The 14,214-nt window shown below is 59.7% G+C and carries 13 protein-coding genes; 1 reads left to right on the forward strand and 12 read right to left on the reverse strand.

From position 1 onward, the window contains the following. The first annotated feature begins 3 nt into the window (after positions 1-3). Entirely contained in the window at positions 4-315 is a 312-nt protein-coding gene (locus HB675_RS09550; RefSeq protein WP_213878049.1) for a hypothetical protein, read from the forward strand. Positions 316-323: 8 nt separating this feature from the next. Here the strand turns inward: HB675_RS09550 and HB675_RS09555 are convergent, their stop codons facing one another. The 12 genes from HB675_RS09555 to atpE all read right to left on the reverse strand — a co-directional run bounded on the left by HB675_RS09555 (position 324) and on the right by atpE (position 14,115). Continuing rightward, entirely contained in the window at positions 324-3,521 is a 3,198-nt protein-coding gene (locus HB675_RS09555; RefSeq protein WP_213878050.1) for a transporter substrate-binding domain-containing protein, read from the reverse strand. Then, on the reverse strand, positions 3,521-4,147 hold the full coding sequence (locus HB675_RS09560; protein ID WP_213878052.1) for a response regulator transcription factor: 627 nt from the start codon (positions 4,145-4,147) through the stop codon (positions 3,521-3,523). The genes HB675_RS09555 and HB675_RS09560 overlap by 1 nt, the downstream gene beginning before the upstream one ends. A gap of 68 nt (positions 4,148-4,215) precedes the next feature. Further along, on the reverse strand, positions 4,216-6,051 hold the full coding sequence (gene glmS, locus HB675_RS09565) for a glutamine--fructose-6-phosphate transaminase (isomerizing) (protein WP_213878054.1): 1,836 nt from the start codon (positions 6,049-6,051) through the stop codon (positions 4,216-4,218). Between the two features lie 2 nt (positions 6,052-6,053). After that, the gene (locus HB675_RS09570) at positions 6,054-6,830 is read right to left on the reverse strand and encodes a DeoR family transcriptional regulator (RefSeq protein ID WP_213878056.1); all 777 of its coding nucleotides are present in this window, start codon (positions 6,828-6,830) and stop codon (positions 6,054-6,056) included. 100 nt (positions 6,831-6,930) lie between these two features. Then, a complete protein-coding gene (glmU, locus tag HB675_RS09575; RefSeq protein WP_213878057.1) occupies positions 6,931-8,298 on the reverse strand; it encodes a bifunctional UDP-N-acetylglucosamine diphosphorylase/glucosamine-1-phosphate N-acetyltransferase GlmU in 1,368 nt (455 codons plus the stop codon). 128 nt (positions 8,299-8,426) lie between these two features. Then, a complete protein-coding gene (locus HB675_RS09580) occupies positions 8,427-8,852 on the reverse strand; it encodes a F0F1 ATP synthase subunit epsilon (RefSeq protein ID WP_213878059.1) in 426 nt (141 codons plus the stop codon). Between the two features lie 44 nt (positions 8,853-8,896). Next, on the reverse strand, positions 8,897-10,276 hold the full coding sequence (gene atpD, locus HB675_RS09585) for a F0F1 ATP synthase subunit beta (RefSeq protein WP_213878061.1): 1,380 nt from the start codon (positions 10,274-10,276) through the stop codon (positions 8,897-8,899). 27 nt (positions 10,277-10,303) lie between these two features. Beyond that, on the reverse strand, positions 10,304-11,164 hold the full coding sequence (gene atpG, locus HB675_RS09590) for a F0F1 ATP synthase subunit gamma (RefSeq protein WP_213878063.1): 861 nt from the start codon (positions 11,162-11,164) through the stop codon (positions 10,304-10,306). A gap of 50 nt (positions 11,165-11,214) precedes the next feature. Then, positions 11,215-12,759: a F0F1 ATP synthase subunit alpha gene (gene atpA, locus HB675_RS09595; RefSeq protein ID WP_213878068.1), complete on the reverse strand. Its 1,545-nt coding sequence runs from the start codon at positions 12,757-12,759 to the stop codon at positions 11,215-11,217. Positions 12,760-12,780: 21 nt separating this feature from the next. Further along, entirely contained in the window at positions 12,781-13,317 is a 537-nt protein-coding gene (locus HB675_RS09600) for a F0F1 ATP synthase subunit delta (protein WP_213878069.1), read from the reverse strand. A gap of 12 nt (positions 13,318-13,329) precedes the next feature. Next, positions 13,330-13,800 (reverse strand): F0F1 ATP synthase subunit B, encoded by a 471-nt coding sequence (locus HB675_RS09605; protein WP_213878070.1) that lies wholly within the window; start codon positions 13,798-13,800, stop codon positions 13,330-13,332. A gap of 57 nt (positions 13,801-13,857) precedes the next feature. Then, positions 13,858-14,115 carry a F0F1 ATP synthase subunit C gene (atpE, locus tag HB675_RS09610; RefSeq protein ID WP_002555987.1) on the reverse strand — a complete coding sequence of 86 codons (258 nt, stop codon included), beginning with the start codon at positions 14,113-14,115 and terminating at the stop codon, positions 13,858-13,860. Positions 14,116-14,214: the final 99 nt, after the last annotated feature.

Consider the following 14,214-nt stretch of genomic DNA (forward strand, 5'->3'; position numbering starts at 1 on the left):
ATCATGCGAACCTATCGTCTGCCTCAATCGGCTGGCCAGCGCTCTCCCCAGCGCGAGAATCCAAGCCAGCTAACGCTGAACATCGCCCATCTGCAGCTTGGGCTGATCAACCTTCTGGATCTGCGCAGCCATGAGATCCAGAGCCGTGACGGCCTGAGTATTCATTGTCTGACCTTTCACAGTGGAGAAAGCCTGCGCATTGAGTGTGATGGTCGTACCGTGCACGTCGAGGGTCGTCACATCCATTATGAGTGCAGCCAACAGCCACCTTACTCGACATGGCTGGGGGATCCATCCAAGACCAGAAACATCTGAATGCGGCCTTATGCTCGGTACAGCAGGATCGCGGTACCCAGCTCGGACACCGCCTGGAGCAAGTCATCCACTGCCCGGTCGACCCGGTCCACCTGACCTTGAGCGATCACATCTTCCAGCGCCTCGCAGCAATCCACCAGCGCTGTAGCCCGAACGATCCGGGCGCCGCCTTTGATCCTGTGAGCGACGTGATTCAACCCGGCTGAGTCATTGCGTTGCCAGAGGTCGCGCAAGTCCCTGCCGTCCTGGTCGAGACTGACCCGCAACTCTTCCAGCAAGGTATCGACAATGTCCCGATTGCCCCCCGCCAGTTGTTCCAGCACCTCGGGCAGCCACACAGAAGACGTGCGGTCCGTCGGCGGCATCGAGGCGCGGGCGCTGGACAATGGGTGCAGTGCCTGGCGCAGCCGCTCAAGTCCTAATGGTTTGAACAGACAGTCATTCATTCCGGCGTCCAGACAGCGTGCCTGCTCTTGGGGCTGGGCATTCGCCGTAAAGCCGAATATCAACACGGGGGCTTCGTTGGTGAGGGTCTCTCGTCGGCGGATTTCGCGGGTCAGTGCATAGCCGTCCATTCGCGGCATATTGCAGTCGGTAATCACCGCATCGAATTGCCCCGGCTGCCAGACGGCCAAGGCGGCTTCGCCGTCATCGACCACGACTACCTGGTGCCCCATCCATTCCAGTTGTCGAGCCAGCAACAAGCGGTTGGGGGCATAGTCATCCACCACCAAAACGCGCAGCTGTGCCACCACCGCCACCACAGGCAGCGCCTGCGCATGGACCTCGGGCCGCTGCACGATCGGGACGGGCAATTCGACCGTCACTTCGGTGCCGCTTCCGGGTGCACTGACCAATTCCAGATGGCCCCCCATCAATTCGCAAAGGTGGCGACTGATCATCAGTCCAAGCCCGGAGCCGCCGGCTTGTTGCTGCGAAACCTGGGCGAATGGTTGGAACAGCAACGCCTGACTCGCCGCGTCGATCCCGATGCCCGTGTCCTTGACCCGGCAGTGGAGCCAGCATTGTCCGGCCGTCTTTTCGGCAGCCAGCGACAGCGAGAGACTGACGCTGCCGCGCTCGGTGAACTTGATACCATTGCCCAGCAGGTTGGAGAGCACCTGCTTGAAGCGCAGCGGATCAAGCAGCACATGGACATCCCCCAGCCCATCATCGCTCAGGTCGAGCGCGATGTTCTTTTGCCGCGCCAACCCCTCGAAGGCCCTGATGACGCTGGCGGCCAGCTCCCGCAGAGCGACAGGCTGGGGACGCAATGCCAGCTGCCCGGATTCGATACGCACCACATCGAGAATATCGCCAATCAACTCCAGCAGGCTATGGGCCGAGGTGCTGGCCACCTCGATTGCAGCGCGGTCGAGCACGCCTTTCTCAGCTTGCTGGCTAGCCATTTCCAACATGCCGAGCACCGCGTTCATGGGCGTGCGAATCTCGTGGCTCATGGTTGCCAGAAAAGTCGTCTTGGCTCGGTTCGCCGCATCGGCTTCCAGCTGCGCGGCATGCAACTTCGCCATCAGGCGACGCTGCCAAGCCAACGCGGCTGCGCTGAGCAGCAACAAGACCAGCAATATGGAGCCGCCGACCATGATCAGGTGACGGTGTCGCTGCCAATAATTTTCCCTCTCCACGCGATCCCCACGCCAGCGATTGATCAAGGTCTGGAAATCCGCGGGCGGCATGCTCAACAGCACCTTGTCCAGAATGGACTGCAACTGCCAAGCCTCCGGCCGTACAGCGAACGCTAATTGTGCCGGCGCATCGGCAAGGGTCGCGACAACGTGCCAAGGCTCATCGTCACGGCGGCGAGCGATCCGATAGCGGGCGGCCATCAGCGAAGTAATGCCGGCACTGGTTACACCTCGCTCCACCGCATCGAAGACGTGCTCGGTATTGATCACAGGCACCAGCCGCACCCGTGGATAGCGTTGCTGCAAGTCGGCATTCCTCGCATCGCCTGCGACCACCGCGAGTGCCTTGCCTGTCAGATCCTCAAAGTCGGAGACAGTTGCCGAGGGGCTGATCAATACATTGGGCGTGCTCAGATAAGGCCGGGTAAAGCTCAACGTGCCGTTGTGCAAGCCACTGGGGGTCAGGGCGCCAATCAAATCGACAGAGCCTCGCCCCAGCGCGCCGATCATGGCGACCACCCCGGACTCACGGACGATGTCGAACTGTAACCCGGTCAATTGGGTGACCCGGGCCAGAACATCGGCGCTCAGCCCGCGTAGCTGGCCTTGCTGATCGAAAAACGTAAAGGGAACAAAGGAGGGGTCGACCGCCAGCTTTACCCGAGGATGGTCCGTCAGCCATGCCTGTTCTTGATCGCTGAGTTGCAGTGTGCGCTGGTCGGGCATGCCCTTGGCATCAGCGTTCCACCGATGTAGCAGGGCCATGCGTTCGGTGGCAGGCACGCTCTCGATGGCCGCGCGGATGATCCGGGCAAGGCGAGCATCCTGAGCGCTGGTGGCGAAAGCGAAACCGCTGCTTTCCAGCCGCGAAAAATCCGCGAGTTGCAGGTTGTCAAAGGCATTGCTGGCGATCTGATAATCGGCGGTGATGGCGTCACCGAGATAGACATCGGCACGCCCGAAAGCCACCGCACTCAGTGCATCCAGGACAGACGGGTAACCCTGCAGGCTGGCCCGGGGATACAACGCGGCAAATGCTGCAGCGGGTCGATAGTGGTCGAGCATCGCCACGCGCACGTTGGCCATTTCTCCTTCGGCCTTGGCTTTCTGGTCCGGGCGGGTGACCAGTACTGGCTGATCCTCGGCATAGTCACCGGCCCGTATAAGGGTTGGGTCCTGAAACTCATACTCGTTGGCACTGCCCAGCAGATCGATGTCGCCGTTGTGCAACGCCTGCACGGCATCGCCTCGGTGCCCGTAGCGCCGCACATGCACCGCCACCCCCAGCAACTCGCCCAGCAGTTGCGCGTAGTCGGCGGTCAAGCCTTCGTAGTCCAGGCCGTTATGGCTGATGTCGAACGGCGCATAATCGGGTGCCGACGTTCCCAGCGTCAGTGTGCCCCGAGCCCGCAGCCACTCACGATCGTCAGGGCTCAAGGCCAGCTCGTAACCTTCGACATGGGAGCGGCCCAGCAAGTGCAGGGTTTGGGGCGTGACAGGCGCTGCCAGTGCGTGCAGGGACCACACACTTACCCACAGCCACAGCCACAGGCGTTTCATCAGATCAGATTGTTGCGCTTGGCAAAATCGGCCAGATAGATGACGGAGGACAGCTGCAACTTTTCCAACAGTCGCGTCTTGTAGGTACTGATGGTCTTGGAGCTCAACAACATTTCCTGGCTGATCATCTTGTTGCTCTTGCCCAACGCCAACTGCTGGAGAATGACCAACTCCTTATTGGACAGCTGCTTGATCAGCGCCATGTCGGCCGACTGCACGTCCGGGCCCACCACAGAGCTGGTGGCCAGCCGAGGGTAATATTCCTTGCCCGCCAAGACTGTCCTGAATGCCTTGGTCAGATCGGTGAGCTCGCCGGTCTTGGAGAAGTAACCGTCCACCCCTGCCCGACGGCAGCGCTCGGCATAGACTTCAGCCGGTTGAGAGGTGAGCACGAGGATACGGCTGCGCAGCCCCATGGTGTTCAGGCGATGGATGACCTCCATGCCGTCCAGCCGCGGTATGGCGATGTCGAGGACGATCAGGTCCGGGAGATGGTCGCGGGCCAGAGCGATCGCCTGAGGCCCGTTGTCTGCCTCGCCAATGACCTCCACCTTGGCTCCGGCAAGCAACATCCTGACGGTGGCGCGGATGAACGGGTGGTCGTCGACGATAAGCGCCTTGTGCATAGAGTCCTCTTGGGGTGGCAGCGGATCCAATCAAGCATCATAGCGGCCCACCCGATGAGGTTACAGGCCTATTCCACTGTCACTGACTTGGCAAGATTGCGCGGCTGGTCGACGTCAGTACCACGCAGGACGGCGACGTAGTAGGACAGCAGCTGCAAAGGCACGGTGTACAGGATAGGTGCCAATGCGTCGATGATGTGCGGCATCGCGACAACATGCACCCCCACTTCGTCTGTAAAATTTGCTTCAGCATCAGCAAAGACGATCAATTCACCGCCACGCGCACGGACTTCCTGCAAGTTGGACTTGAGCTTTTCCAGCAATTCGTTATTGGGTGCAACCGTGACCACGGGCATGTCGCTGTCCACCAGGGCCAGGGGACCGTGCTTCAACTCGCCTGCCGGATAAGCCTCGGCATGGATGTAGGAAATCTCCTTGAGCTTGAGCGCTCCCTCCATCGCCACCGGGAACTGCGCTCCCCGCCCCAGGAACAGCGTGTGGTGTTTCTCGGCGAACAGTTCGGAGATGTGTTCCACGGTGGTGTCCATGGCCAGTGCCTCGCCCAGACGGACTGGCAGGCGGCGCAGTTCTTCAACCAGCAATGCTTCCTGCGCTGGCGCCAGCGTGCCATGCACTTGACCCAGCGACAGGGTCAACAGCATCAACGCAACCAGCTGGGTGGTGAACGCCTTGGTGGACGCGACACCGATCTCCGGTCCGGCCTGGGTCAGCAGGGTCAGGTCGGATTCGCGCACCAGCGAGCTGATGCCGACGTTGCAGATCGCCAGACTGCCCAGGTAGCCCATTTGCTTGGCATTGCGCAAGGCGGCCAGGGTGTCGGCGGTCTCGCCGGACTGGGAGATGGACACGAACAATGTATCGGGCTGCACCATGACCTTGCGGTAACGGAACTCGCTGGCGACTTCAACTTGGCATGGGATCGAGGCCAGCTCTTCGAGCCAGTACCGGGCTACCATGCCGGCATGGTAGCTGGTCCCGCACGCGACGATCTGTACGTTGCGAACCTTGGCGAACAACTCGGCCGCCTGAGGGCCGAATGCCTGGACCAGAACTTGGTTCTGGCCCAGGCGTCCTTCCAGGGTGCGCTGCACGACTTTGGGCTGCTCGTGGATTTCCTTGAGCATGAAGTGGCGATAGATACCTTTGTCGGCCGCTTCGGCACCCTCGTGATACTGCACATTTTCACGCTGGACCACGGCACCGCTGGCGTCCCAGATCTGCACGCTTTCGCGACGGATCTCGGCAATGTCACCCTCTTCAAGGTAAACGAAGCGATCGGTGACCTGACGCAAGGCCAGTTGATCGGACGCCAGGAAGTTCTCTCCCAGGCCCAGACCGATGACCAGCGGGCTGCCGCTGCGCGCCGCGACCAGGCGATCGGGCTGGGCCATGCAGATGGCTGCCAGGCCATAGGCACCGTGCAACTGTTTCACCGTGGCCTTGAGCGCATCGGCAATATCCGGCAGTTCCTTGAGGGTGTGGTGCAACAGGTGAGCGATGACCTCGGTGTCAGTCTGCGAGGTAAACACATAACCCAGACCAATCAAGCGCTCGCGCAGCACTTCATGGTTCTCGATGATGCCGTTGTGTACCACCGCGACTTGCTCGCCAGAGAAATGTGGGTGCGCATTCGCCTCGCTCGGCGCGCCATGAGTCGCCCAGCGCGTGTGGGCGATACCCAGCTTGCCAGCCAGTGGCTGTTCTTGCAGCGCATGCGCCAGTTCGCTGACCTTGCCCAAGCGCCGACGGCGCTCCAGGCGGCCGTGGTTGTCCAACAGAGTAACACCGGCGCTGTCGTAGCCACGGTATTCCAGGCGCTTGAGGCCTTCGACCAGAATAGCGGTGACGTTGCGTTCAGCGATCGCGCCAACGATTCCACACATAATCAAATCTCCTGACTGAGGGCGGCGCAGACCACATTGATGCCGCGCGCCTGAATCTGATCGCGTTCAGCCTGGGGCAGGCGATCATCGGTAATAAGGGTATGGATGCTGCTCCAAGGCAGCTCCAGATTGGGTATTTTGCGGCCCAGCTTGTCCGATTCCAGCATGACAATCACTTCACGCGCCGCCTCGGCCATGACGCGGCTCAGACCCAGCAACTCATTGAACGTCGTGGTACCACGCTGAAGATCCAGGCCATCGGCTCCGATAAATAATTGGTCAAAGTCATAGGAACGCAGGACCTGCTCGGCCACTTGGCCTTGGAACGATTCGGAATGGGGGTCCCAGGTGCCACCTGTCATCAGCAGTACAGGTTCATGCTCCAGTTGGCTGAGCGCATTGGCGACGTGCAGGGAATTGGTCATGACCACCAGGCCAGTTTGCTGGCCCAACCGAGGGATCATAGCGGCGGTGGTAGTGCCGCTGTCGATAATGATCCGCGCGTGCTCCTTGATCCGCTGCACAGCCGCAGCGGCAATTGCCTGCTTGTAGCAGGAAACCGGGATGGCCGTTTCGTTGATCAATTCCTGGGGCATGGTGATCGCCCCGCCGTAGCGGCGTAACAAAAGCCCGTTGCTCTCCAGCGCGGCCAGATCCTTGCGGATGGTCACTTCGGAGGTCGCAAACTGTCTGGCCAATTCATCCACAGTGACTTCGCCCTTCTCGGCGAGCAGGGCGAGGATGTTATGGCGACGCTGGGGTGTATTGCGTTTCGACATGGCGGTTTAAGTTTCGATTCGAAATTTAATGCCGGCAATCAAAACTCAAACGAAGGTTAGAGTCAAGCCTATTGATGAACTGCTGACAGCGATCCCCACCTCAAGGCTTGATGATCTTCTCCGGTCGTTTCCAACCTTCGATATTCCGCTGTCTCGCTCGTCCAACCGCCAACTGCGCGGCCGGCACATCCTGAGTGATAGTCGAGCCCGCCGCCGTGGTTGCACCGGCGGAGATATCCACAGGCGCCACCAACGAATTGTTTGATCCGATGAACACGTCCTCGCCCAGCACCGTGCGGTGTTTATTGACGCCGTCGTAATTGCAGGTGATGGTGCCCGCGCCAATATTGGTGCGCGCGCCGATGGTGGCGTCTCCCAGATAGGCCAGATGGCCAGCTTTGGCCCCCTCTCCCAGTTGGGCATTCTTCAGTTCGACAAAGTTACCCACATGGGCCCTCGGCCCCAAGCTGCTGCCCGGCCGCAACCGCGCAAACGGTCCGGCATCGCTGCCCTCACCGAGTACGGCGCCATCGAGATGGCTGTTGGCCTTGAGCACAACGCCTCGACGCAGGATGCTGTCTTTGATGTAGCAGTTCGGCCCGATGACCACGTCGTCTTCGATCACCACTTGGCCTTCCAGAATCACGTTGACATCAATCGTGACATCTCGTCCTACGGTGATATCTCCGCGCACGTCAAAGCGCGCCGGATCACGCAGCGTCACACCGGCCGCCATGACCCGCAGCGCCTCGCGCCATTGGTAATGACGCTCAAGCTCGGCCAGTTGGCGGCGATCGTTGGCGCCCTGCACTTCCATTGGGTCCCGTGCTGTTTCGGTATCGACTACCAGCCCATCGGCCACGGCCATCGCGATTACATCAGTCAGGTAATACTCGCCCTGGGCGTTATGGTTCGACAGACGCCCCAGCCAATCGGTCAGACGCTGGCCAGGCACGGCGAGAATCCCCGTGTTGCCTTCGCAAATGACGCGCTGTTGTTCAGTCGCGTCCTTGTGTTCGACGATGGCCGTGACAGCACCGGCAGCGTCGCGCACGATCCGGCCGTAACCCGTCGGATCGGCCAGATTGACCGTCAACAAACCCAGGCGATCCGGCGTGACGCGCGCCAGCAGGCGTCGCAAAGTGGCGGTCTCGATCAACGGGACGTCGCCATAGAGGATCAATACCGTATCGGCCGTCAGCCCTGGCAGTGCCTGAGCCACCGCGTGACCGGTGCCCAGCTGGCGATCCTGCCGCACAAAGCTCAGGTCTTCGGCACCTAGCCGTTCGCGCACAGTCTCGGCACCATGGCCGATCACCACATGAATGCCCTGCGGATCCAGCTGCCGAGCGCTGTGGATAACATGGCCAAGCATCGACCGGCCAGCGACCGGATGCAGAACCTTGGGCAGCGCCGAACGCATGCGCGTCCCTTGGCCGGCGGCGAGAATGACGATATCGAGAGACATACAGGCTTCCAATGCTGGGCGTGCGGAGGGCCGCGAGGGTCGGCGCTTGCGACGTCGGGCTACAGGGGCGGAAAAAGAAAAAGGGTAGCCGAGGCTACCCTTTAACTCAATCGCAGAGAGACAGCGGCTTAGCCACCGAATTTTTTGCGGATCTGCTGGACCGTGCGCAGCTGAGCTGCGGCTTCGGCCAGGCGTGCAGTGGCGGCTCCGTAATCGAATTCCGCACCGCGTTCATTCAGGGCCTGCTCGGCCGCCTTGACGGCTTGCTGAGCGGAGGCTTCGTCCAGGTCGGCAGCACGTTGCACGGTGTCGGCAAGAACCTTGACCATGTTCGGCTGAACCTCGAGGAAACCACCGGAGATGTAAAACACCTCGGCGTCCCCACCCTGTTTGATCAGGCGGATCGGACCTGGCTTCAAGTCGGTGATCAGCGGCGCGTGCCCCGGAGCGATACCAAGATCACCCAGGTTACCGTGCGCAATCACCATCTCGACCAGACCGGAGAAAATCTCTCCTTCCGCACTGACGATATCGCAATGGACTGTCATAGCCATTAGCTTGCCTCAACCTGATTAGCGCCCGTTGCCGGGCGCCGGGATTACAGTTTCTTGGCTTTCTCGATCGCTTCTTCGATGGGGCCGACCATGTAGAACGCTTGTTCTGGCAGGTGGTCGTAGTCACCGTTGAGGATGCCTTTGAAGCCAGCAATGGTGTCTTTCAGGGAAATGTATTTACCTGGGGCACCGGTGAAGACTTCAGCCACGAAGAAAGGCTGCGACAGGAAGCGCTGAATCTTCCGCGCGCGCGATACGAGTTGCTTGTCGGTTTCCGACAGCTCGTCCATACCCAGGATCGCGATGATGTCTTTCAGCTCTTTGTAGCGCTGCAACACGTACTGCACACCCCGGGCGGTGTCGTAGTGTTCCTGGCCGACCACGTCCGGGTCCAGTTGGCGCGAAGTCGAATCCAGTGGATCGACCGCCGGGTAGATACCCAGGGAGGCGATGTCACGGGACAGTACGACGGTGGCGTCCAAGTGGGCGAAGGTGGTAGCTGGCGACGGGTCGGTCAAGTCATCCGCAGGTACATAAACAGCTTGTACCGAAGTGATCGAACCGGCCTTGGTCGAAGTGATGCGCTCCTGCAGCACGCCCATCTCTTCAGCCAGCGTCGGCTGGTAACCTACTGCCGAAGGCATACGACCCAGCAGTGCGGATACTTCGGTACCGGCCAGGGTGTAGCGGTAGATGTTGTCGACGAACAACAGAACGTCGTTACCTTCATCACGGAATTTCTCGGCCATGGTCAGACCGGTCAGCGCGACGCGCAGACGGTTTCCCGGTGGCTCGTTCATTTGACCGTAGACCAGTGCAACCTTGTCCAGAACGTTGGAGTCCTTCATCTCGTGATAGAAGTCGTTACCTTCACGAGTACGCTCACCCACACCGGCGAACACGGAATAACCGCTGTGTTCCATCGCGATGTTACGGATCAGTTCCATCATGTTGACGGTCTTGCCGACACCGGCACCACCGAACAGACCGACTTTACCGCCCTTGGCGAACGGGCAGATCAGATCGATGACCTTGATGCCGGTTTCCAGCAGGTCGTTGCCGCCCGCCTGCTCTGCAAAGGTCGGCGCGGGACGGTGGATGCCCCAGCGCTCTTCGGTGTCGATCGGGCCAGCTTCGTCGATCGGGTTACCGAGGACGTCCATGATCCGGCCCAGGGTCGCTTTACCGACAGGTACGGAAATGGCAGCGCCGGAGTCGGACACTTCCAGGCCACGCTTGAGGCCTTCAGTGGAACCCATGGCAATGGTACGAACCACGCCGTCGCCCAGCTGTTGCTGAACTTCGAGGGTCGTGCCAGCAGCGCTTTTTACCAACAGCGCGTTGTAGATGCTCGGTACGCTGTCGCGTGGAAATTCCACGTCGATGACGGCGCCGATGATTTGAACGATACGTCCGCTACTCATAGCAGGATCCTCTGAATATTTGAACCGTTAAACCGCGGCAGCACCGCCGACGATTTCCGAGATCTCTTGGGTGATCGCAGCCTGACGTGCCTTGTTGTAGACCAACTGGAGATCCTTGATCAGGTCGCCGGCGTTGTCGGTTGCATTCTTCATCGCGATCATCCGCGCCGCTTGTTCTGCAGCGTTGTTCTCGACCACCGCCTGGTACACCTGCGATTCCACGTAACGCACCATCAAGCCGTCCAGCAGCTCTTTGGCGTCGGGTTCGTAGACATAGTCCCAGTGGTGCTTGAGTTCCTGTTGCGGTGTGGCCACCAACGGAATCAATTGCTCGACCGTGGGCTTCTGAGTCATCGTGTTGACAAACTTGTTGGACACCACGGACAGACGGTCAATACGGCCTTCCAGGTAAGCATCCAGCATCACCTTGACGCTGCCGATCAGATCATTGATCGATGGCGCTTCGCCCAAGTGACTGATCGCTGCCACGACGTTGCCGCCAAAGCTGCGGAAAAATACCGCGCCCTTGCTGCCGATCACACAGATATCGATGTCGATGCCGTGCTCACGGTTTTGCGCCATATCCTTGACCAGTGCCTTGAACAGGTTGGTGTTCAAGCCGCCGCACAGACCACGGTCACTGCTCACCACGATATAACCGGCGCGTTTGACTTCGCGGTCGATCATGAAAGGGTGACGGTATTCCGGGTTGGCGTTGGCCAGGTGACCAATCACCTGACGGATACGCTCGGCGTAGGGACGGCTGGCTGCCATGCGCATTTGTGCCTTGCGCATTTTGCTGACCGCCACTTTTTCCATGGCGCTTGTAATCTTTTGCGTGCTTTTGATGCTCGCAATCTTGCTGCGAATCTCTTTTGCGCCTGCCATGTAACACCTATCGGGTTAGCAAGCGGGAGCCTCGCGGCTCCCACTGCGGCTTACCAGGTTTGGGTGGCCTTGAACTTCTCGATACCGGCTTTCATGCCTTTATCGATGTCGTCATTGAAGTCACCCTTCACGTTGATCTTCGCCATCAAATCGGCGTGATCGCGGTTGAAGTAAGCAATCAGGGCCTGCTCGAAGCTACCGATTTTCGGGATCTCGATATCGGTCAGGAAACCACGCTCGGCGGCATACAGCGACAGGCCCATGTCCGCGATGGACATTGGCGCGTATTGCTTCTGCTTCATCAGTTCGGTAACACGTTGACCGTGCTCGAGCTGCTTGCGAGTGGCTTCGTCCAGGTCAGAGGCGAACTGGGCGAATGCCGCCAGTTCACGGTACTGAGCCAGCGCGGTACGGATACCGCCGGACAGCTTCTTGATGATCTTGGTCTGAGCGGCGCCGCCCACACGGGATACCGAAACACCGGCGTTCACAGCCGGGCGGATGCCGGAGTTGAACATGGCCGATTCCAGGAAGATCTGACCGTCGGTGATCGAGATCACGTTGGTCGGAACGAACGCGGAAACGTCGCCAGCCTGGGTTTCGATGATCGGCAATGCGGTCAGGGAACCGGTCTTGCCAGTCACTGCGCCATTGGTGAACTTCTCTACGTACTCTTCGGAAACACGCGATGCGCGCTCCAGCAGACGGGAGTGGAGATAGAACACGTCACCTGGGTAGGCTTCACGGCCTGGCGGACGGCGCAGCAGCAGGGAAATCTGGCGGTAAGCCACTGCTTGCTTGGACAGATCGTCATAGACGATCAGCGCGTCTTCACCGCGGTCGCGGAAGTATTCACCCATGGTGCAGCCGGAGTACGGAGCCAGGAACTGCAATGCAGCCGATTCCGAGGCGCTGGCAGCGACCACGATGGTGTTGGCCAGAGCGCCGTTCTCTTCCAGCTTGCGAACCACGTTGGCGATGGTCGATTGTTTCTGACCCACAGCCACGTAGACGCAGAAGATACCGGAGTTCTTCTGGTTGATGATGGCGTCGATCGCCATGGCGGTCTTGCCGATCTGACGGTCACCGATGATCAGCTCGCGCTGGCCACGGCCTACCGGGATCATGGCATCGACAGCCTTGTAGCCAGTCTGTACAGGCTGGTCTACCGATTTACGCCAGATCACGCCTGGAGCGACTTTCTCGACCGCATCGGTCTCGGTGTGACCCAGTGGACCTTTGCCGTCGACAGGGTTGCCCAGCGCGTCGACGACGCGACCCAGCAATTCCTTGCCCACCGGAACTTCCAGGACGCGGCCAGTGCACTTGGCGCTCATGCCTTCGGCCAGCGACTGGTAAGCACCGAGAATAACGGCACCTACGGAGTCCTGCTCCAGGTTGAGAGCCATGCCGAAGACGCCACCGGGAAACTCGATCATTTCGCCGTACATGACGTCGGCCAGACCGTGAATCCGCACAATACCGTCAGACACGCTGACGACGGTGCCTTCGTTACGGGCTTGAGAGGTCACATCGAGGTTTTCGATGCGGCCCTTGATAATTTCACTTATTTCGGAAGGATTGAGTTGCTGCATTGCTCTGCTGCCCCTTCAAACTCAAGATTTCAATGCTTGGGCCAGTTGCGCGAGTTTGCCACGCACTGAACCATCGATAACCAGGTCGCCGGCGCGAATGACAACACCCCCGATCAGGGCGGCGTCCTCCGCAGCGTGCAGGCGCACTTCCCGGCCGAGCCGTGCACTGAGAACCTTGGCGAGTTTGTCTTGCTGTTCTTGGTTCAACGCGAAGGCACTGGTGACTTCCACGTCCACGGATTTCTCTTGCTCGGCCTTGTACAGGTCGAACAGAGCCGATATCTCCGGCAACAACTGGAGACGATCGTTTTCCGCGGCCACATGAATGAAATTCTGTGCCTGCTTGTCAAACTGGTCACCGCACACTTCGATAAAAGTGGCGGCCTTTTGTGCGCTCGTCAGTCGCGGGGCCTTGAGCATGCGCTGCATGGTGTCGTCTTGCGACACCGCTGCAGCCAGGCCGAGCATGGCTGACCAACCGGCCAGTTGCTGGTGGGCCTGCGCAAGCTCGAAGGCCGCCTTTGCGTAAGGTCGGGCCAACGTGGTCAGTTCTGCCATGATCGCCCTCGCTTAAATTTCAGCAGCCAGTTTGTTAACCAGCTCCGCGTGCGCGTTTTGATCGATAGTGGCGCCCAGGATCTTCTCGGCACCGCCTACGGCCAGCAAGCCCACTTGGGCCCGCAGCGCGTCTTTGACGCCGTTCAGTTCCTGTTCGATCTCGGCCTGAGCCTGAGCCTTCACACGGTCAGCTTCGAGACGGGCCTGTTCACGGGCCTCCTCTACGAGTTGCGCACCGCGTTTCTTGGCCTGCTCGATGATCTCGGCTGCCTGAGTCTTGGCATCGCGCAGTTGTTGACCCGCTTTATCTTGGGCCAACTCCAGGTCGCGAGCCGCTCGGCTGGCAGCGTCCAATCCGTCCGCGATCTTCTTCTGACGTTCGTGCAAAGCCGCGATGACCGGAGGCCACACGAACTTCATGCAAAACAGTACAAAAATGAAGAACGCAACGGACTGGCCAATCAGGGTTGCATTAATGTTCACGCCAACACCTCGCTCGTTCTTTGTCCATCACACCCGATCACTCGAAAATTCGAGTGATCAGCCAGCGAGTTGGCCAACGAAGGGGTTCGCGAAGGTGAAGAACAGAGCGATACCAACACCGATCATGGTCACAGCGTCGAGCAGACCGGCGACGATGAACATTTTGACTTGCAGCATCGGAACCATTTCTGGCTGACGCGCAGCGCCTTCCAGGAATTTGCCGCCGAGCAGGCCGAAACCAATGGCAGTACCCAAGGCACCCAGGCCGATCAGCAGTGCAACAGCGATAGCGGTTAGACCAACTACAGTTTCCATCTTTCCTCCCGACTTTTAACGTCGTATTGGTTAGGTTTTCTTAGATTTTAAAGCGGTGTAACAAATCGTCGCTTCGGCCCGCGAAGGCCTCCCCCAGCC

The sequence above is a fragment of the Pseudomonas sp. dw_358 genome, from assembly GCF_018449655.1.
GTDB lineage: Bacteria > Pseudomonadota > Gammaproteobacteria > Pseudomonadales > Pseudomonadaceae > Aquipseudomonas.